Here is a 5089-nt window from a genome sequence, read left to right as displayed (position 1 = left end):
CCTAGAGGCCCGTGGTTGGCTTGCCAACTGCAGGGCTACCGAAACCCGCCCTGTACTGCGAAGCAGTCAGGGCCGGGTAGTTTACTTTGGGGTAGCGAGCGCAGCAGAACTCGGATCCGCACTGGTGGCGGTACTGGCTGAAGCGGAACTCACAAAGGGCTTCCTTGAGTCCAGATTGAGAGTCCCCTTGGGTCCAGAGTCAACATAAAAGGCAGGTTAGTGGCAGCGGCCATCTGCAAATGAACCTGTGGCGGCATCTGGCCCAGACTTTATCGCTGCACACTTCCCCAACGGGCAAACCCAGACAGACATAGTATCAACAGAAATAGGCAGGGATCGCCGGGATCTCTGCCCATCTCAACCCCGAAATTGGATCTCTTCTCGGCTTTCCTCAAGCCTCTTCAAGACTCCTGCGCCAGGCGAGCGTAAAACAAGCCTTGAACGCGAACAGTGTGGGGTTCCATCGCCCCTTGCTCGGTGCTGGAAGGCTGAATGCTAACAAAGGATCCCGCCATTTCGCCAGTGCTGGCATCCACGCGAGCGATCCGCAGCGACATTTTCCCCTGGGAAACCTCGTCCACCTTGCGGTTGGTGGCAAAATCATCTTTGGCAGCCTGTAGACCTACCGCAGTGTCGTAGCCGGTGTTGGATCCCCGCCCGCGCGGGTCGAGGAAGGTGCTGCTGTGATAGCCGGGCACCAAGAACTCCCCTTCAAAATCGGTCGAAGGGTCAATGGCGGAGCCCTGGGCAGTGGCGACCAAGTCTTTCACGCTAAACAGAAACGGCACCAGCTCGCGGCGGGGCATTTGGCCGGTGGTCGGCTGAAAGGTGATCCCATCCACCACTTTGAGCTCCAGCGCACCGTCTTTGGGAGTCACCTCAGCTTTAATCGGCCCCAGAGTGGCCGCTGAGATCATGATGTTTTTGGCCTTGATGAACTCTTTCTCGCCGTTCCGCTTTTCCTCTTCCACCTCAATTTGCACCGGCTGGAAGCAGACATCCGTCAGCTTCAGGGATCCCCCCCTAGGCACTTCGATACGGCCCCGGGCGTTGTCCGAGACCGAAGGGCAAATGGCGGCCTTGCCGGTGTTGCGGATCTGGTCATAGGTCAGCGGCGCCTTGGCAGCCTTAGCCGGAACAGCAAAGACGCTCAAACAAAGCGCCAACAGGATGGCGAGCAGTGGACGGTACCGCATAATCAACCTCGAAAAACCTTTTTTGAATCTGAACGCTGCTGGGGGAAATAAGCCCGAATGCCCCCATTGTACGCAATCGTGATCCCCCTCAGAGGAAGTGCCTCAAAATTAGCCACCCACCAACAGGGATCCCAGCCAGCGTTCCCGAATCTGGGTGATCAACTCGCGGATAGGCTGTTGGTTGACACGGTAGCTGATGGGATGGGCAATCAGGCGAGCTGTACTCTCGAATAGGCAGTCTCGCTCAATCAGGCCGTTTTCCCTCAGGGTGCGCCCTGTGGCTACCAAGTCGACGATGGCATCGGCCATGCCGGTGAGGGGGGCCAACTCCACCGAACCATAGAGAGAGATAAGCTCCACCGGCAAATCCAGGCGGTCAAAATACTCCCGGGCGCAGCCGACAAACTTAGAAGCCACGCGGGCATGAGCAGGCAACTGAGCTGCCGAGTGGTAGGGGCTATCTTGGGGAAGGGCCACCGACATGCGACAGTGGCCAAATTGGAGATCCAACAGGTGGGCCACCCGCGCTTCGGTGCCGGCATAGCGCTCCCGCAAGACGTCGTAGCCGACAATGCCCAACTGCGCCTGCCCGTACTCCACGTACACCGGCACATCGTGAGTGCGCACCAGCAGCGCTTCGTAGCGTTGTCCGTTCAGCCGGGTGGGGGATTCAATCCGCAGCAGGCGATTGCCGGGATCCAAAAAACGGCTGAAATCGATCCCCACCTGCTGCAGGCATTGAATGGCCTCAGGCAGCAAGGCCCCCTTGGCCAGGGCAATCGTGATGGGTGGGCTGTCGGGACGGCCATCCAGCATCTTTTTCAGGATCTACTACATTTGTCTGATACATCCGTCTGAATCTTGGGCCAGGAGCAATCAATGTAAGAATGCTGGGATCCCCGTCTGCCGGGTGGAACTCTCAGGAGAGACGGGGCAAAACGAGGGGCTCAGGGGAAACCCTTGGCGAAATGCCCAGAAGAGCAAGCCCCCTTGATTGTAGGGGATCGGAATCCCAGCAGCGATTCCCCAGCCTCTTGAAAGCCCCGCCGGTTCTCTGGAATGCCGATCCTGGGATGATAAAGTCAGAGCACGGTTAGCCCGGAGGAGTGACGACGGCATGAAAGCCATGATCCTGGCAGCAGGCAAAGGCACGCGGGTACGGCCCATCACCTACATGATGCCGAAGCCGATGATCCCCATTTTGCACAAGCCTGTCATGGAATTTTTGGTGGAGCTGCTGCGGGAACACGGCTTCGACCAGATCATGGTCAACACCAGCCACTTGGCCCACCAAATCGAAGACTACTTTCGAGATGGGCAGCAATGGGGGGTTCACATCGGCTTTTCCTTCGAAGGCCATTTTGAGAACGGCCAGCCGGTGGCCGAACCTCTGGGCTCCGCTGGCGGTATGCGCAAGATCCAGGATTTCTCCGGATTTTTCGACAGTACCTTTGTGGTGCTCTGTGGGGATGCCCTGATCGACCTGAACCTCACGCAGATCGTCAACTTCCACAAATCCAAGGGAGCGCTGGCCACCGTGGTGTTGCGGGAGGTGGATCCCAGCCAGGTCTCCAGCTATGGGGTGGTAGTCACCGACGAGACGGGTCGCATCACTGCTTTCCAAGAAAAGCCTAGGCGGGAAGAGGCCCTCGGCCACACCATCAACACCGGCATCTATGTTTTCGAGCCGGAAGTGTTCGACTACATTCCCCCTGGCTGCCCCTACGACATCGGCAGCGATCTCTTCCCGGCCTTGGTGAAAGCGGGTGCCCCCTTTTATGGGATCACGGCTGACTTTCAGTGGGTGGACATTGGCCGCACCCACGACTACTGGCTGGCGGTGCAAAAAGTGCTGCGCGGCGAGATCAAGGGAGTCAAGGTGCCTGGGATCCAGATTCAACCCGGCGTATGGACGGGGATCAACATCCGCGCCAACTGGGATCGCATCCACATCGAGCCACCGGTCTACATCGGGGCCAGCAGCTATTTGGCGGACGGGGTCAAACTCATCGGCCCCACGGCAATTGGCTACGGATGTGTGTTGAATGAAGGGTGTACGCTGGATGGCAGCTTGATTTTTAACTACACCCAGATCGCGGCAGGCGTGACCCTACGCCACCAGATGGTGATGGGTCGCTACTGCATTTCCTCGGATGGCAATGCCATCGACACCGAAGAGTCCAACCTCACGTGGCTGATCGGAGATGCCCGCAGCAATGCCAACGGCAAATCCCCATAGCGCCCTCTACCTCTACGGGATCGTCGCTGCCCCCGGCCCGCGCCACCTGAGTGTGGTGGGATTGGACAAGCAGCCGGTGCAGGTTCACGGGCTGGGATCCCTGGCCTTCTTGTATTCCCAGGCTCGACAGGAGCGCTACCTGGCCAGCCGGGCCAACTTGCTCGCCCATGAGGCCGTGCTGGAAAAAGTGATGAACGAGGGACATCGGGCTCTGCTGCCTCTGCAATTTGGTCTGGTGGTCAGCGGCTGGGAGCAGGTGGAACGGGACTTGGTGCAGCCCCGCTTGGCGGATCTGCTGGCTCTGCTGGAGCGCCTGGAGGGCAAGCGGGAGGTGGGAGTCAAAGTCTTCTGGGATCCCGAGCAGGAGCTCAAGCTGGGGCTAGAGGAAAACCCTGCCCTCAAAGCTCGGCGGGACGAAATGGCCGGCGCTCCTTTGGGATTGGACGCGGTAGTTGAGATCGGACGGGCTCTGGAGCAGCTCTTAGAGCAGCGACGTCAGCGCATTGCCCAGACCTTTACAGCAGCCCTCAGCCCCTTGGCCAGCGACCGCGTAGAAGGAGATCTGCTCACCGAAAACATGGCCTACAACGGCTCGTTTTTGATCAATTGGGAAGATGAGCCGGTTTTTGCCCAAAAAGTAGAGGAGCTAGACCAGACCTTCCAGGGGCGGCTGCGCATTCGCTACAACAACTTCACCGCTCCCTACAATTTCGTCAAACTTTGACACACTCAGCTGTATTGGGTCACTTCTCTATAAAAGACAAGAGGAGACCGCTCGGCTGAATGGTCGAAGGCAGGGATCCTTTTGGGGATCCGCTCAGGTATTGTGGGGATAGGCACTGCAGTGGCTAAGCCGAGGGAGACGGTATGGAGTGGCTTATTTTTATCCTGTTTTTAGCTCTGGCTGCCGGGATCTTGGCTCTAGCCCTTTACCACGAAAAGAAACGTCGAGAAGCTCTGGAGCGGGTAGCTGCACAGCTAGGAATGCGCTTTTCTGCCCAGTTGCCTGAAGAGATTCGATCTCGCTTGTTGCAAGCAGGCTTTGGACTGTTTGAACGAGCCCATGGGCGGCGTTTCTATAATTCGATGTCCAAGCGGCTGATCGATGGCACTGAGATTACCGTTTTTGATTACCAATACACCCGCGGCAGTGGCAAGAGTTCTAGCACTTATCGCCAGTCCGTCTTCTACGCCTATCACGAGGATCTTCATCTGCCCCGTTTTCGGCTGCACCCCGAAAATGCCCTTTTCCATGGCATCGCCAAAGCTTTTGGCATGCAAGATATCAATTTCGAGAGCCACCCTAAGTTCTCCCGGAGCTATCTCTTGCGAGGACAGGATGAAGCTCAAGTTCGGCTACGTTTTCATCCCGGCGTCCTCAGTTTTTTGGAGCAATATCCCAACTATTGTGCCGAAGGGGCCGGCGCCCACCTCATTCTCTGGCAGAATGACCGACAGGTGAGTCCCGAAGAGATAGCAAAATGGATGCGCTTGGGGGAAGAGTTGACTCAACGGCTGCGGCGTAGGTAGCAGCAGAGCCTACGGCCCCCCGCCGCGAACGGTCAACCTCGGCCTAAACCTCACCCCAAGAGGGTGCGCTGCAATCTCAAGAACCTGATACATTCACGCTGAACTCTCCTGAACATGGTTCAGG

At 57.7% G+C, this 5089-nt stretch carries 5 protein-coding genes; 3 read left to right on the top strand and 2 right to left on the bottom strand.

The window, feature by feature from the left end; translation table 11 throughout:
• Positions 1-401 precede the first annotated feature (401 nt).
• Both NW843_RS10430 and hisG read right to left on the bottom strand, forming a co-directional pair.
• Complete coding sequence (locus tag NW843_RS10430; protein ID WP_414522897.1) at positions 402-1196, bottom strand: photosystem II manganese-stabilizing polypeptide; 795 nt, start codon at positions 1194-1196, stop codon at positions 402-404.
• Positions 1197-1304: 108 nt separating this feature from the next.
• Positions 1305-2012 carry an ATP phosphoribosyltransferase gene (hisG, locus tag NW843_RS10425; RefSeq protein ID WP_011433162.1) on the bottom strand — a complete coding sequence of 236 codons (708 nt, stop codon included), beginning with the start codon at positions 2010-2012 and terminating at the stop codon, positions 1305-1307.
• Between the two features lie 301 nt (positions 2013-2313).
• Between hisG and NW843_RS10420 the strand changes: the two genes are divergently transcribed.
• From NW843_RS10420 to NW843_RS10410, 3 genes are all read left to right on the top strand, one after another.
• On the top strand, positions 2314-3435 hold the full coding sequence (locus NW843_RS10420) for a sugar phosphate nucleotidyltransferase (protein WP_414416280.1): 1122 nt from the start codon (positions 2314-2316) through the stop codon (positions 3433-3435).
• Positions 3413-4159, top strand: coding sequence for a GvpL/GvpF family gas vesicle protein (locus tag NW843_RS10415; protein WP_011433160.1), 747 nt, complete (start codon positions 3413-3415; stop codon positions 4157-4159). Before NW843_RS10420 ends, NW843_RS10415 begins: the two co-directional genes overlap by 23 nt.
• A gap of 143 nt (positions 4160-4302) precedes the next feature.
• On the top strand, positions 4303-4965 hold the full coding sequence (locus NW843_RS10410) for a hypothetical protein (RefSeq protein ID WP_414522896.1): 663 nt from the start codon (positions 4303-4305) through the stop codon (positions 4963-4965).
• Positions 4966-5089: the final 124 nt, after the last annotated feature.

It is taken from the genome of Synechococcus sp. R5-12, assembly GCF_047502655.1.
Lineage (GTDB): Bacteria > Cyanobacteriota > Cyanobacteriia > Thermostichales > Thermostichaceae > Thermostichus.
Note: the sequence above shows the minus strand (reverse complement) of the source record. Positions and strands in the feature narration are given on the sequence as shown.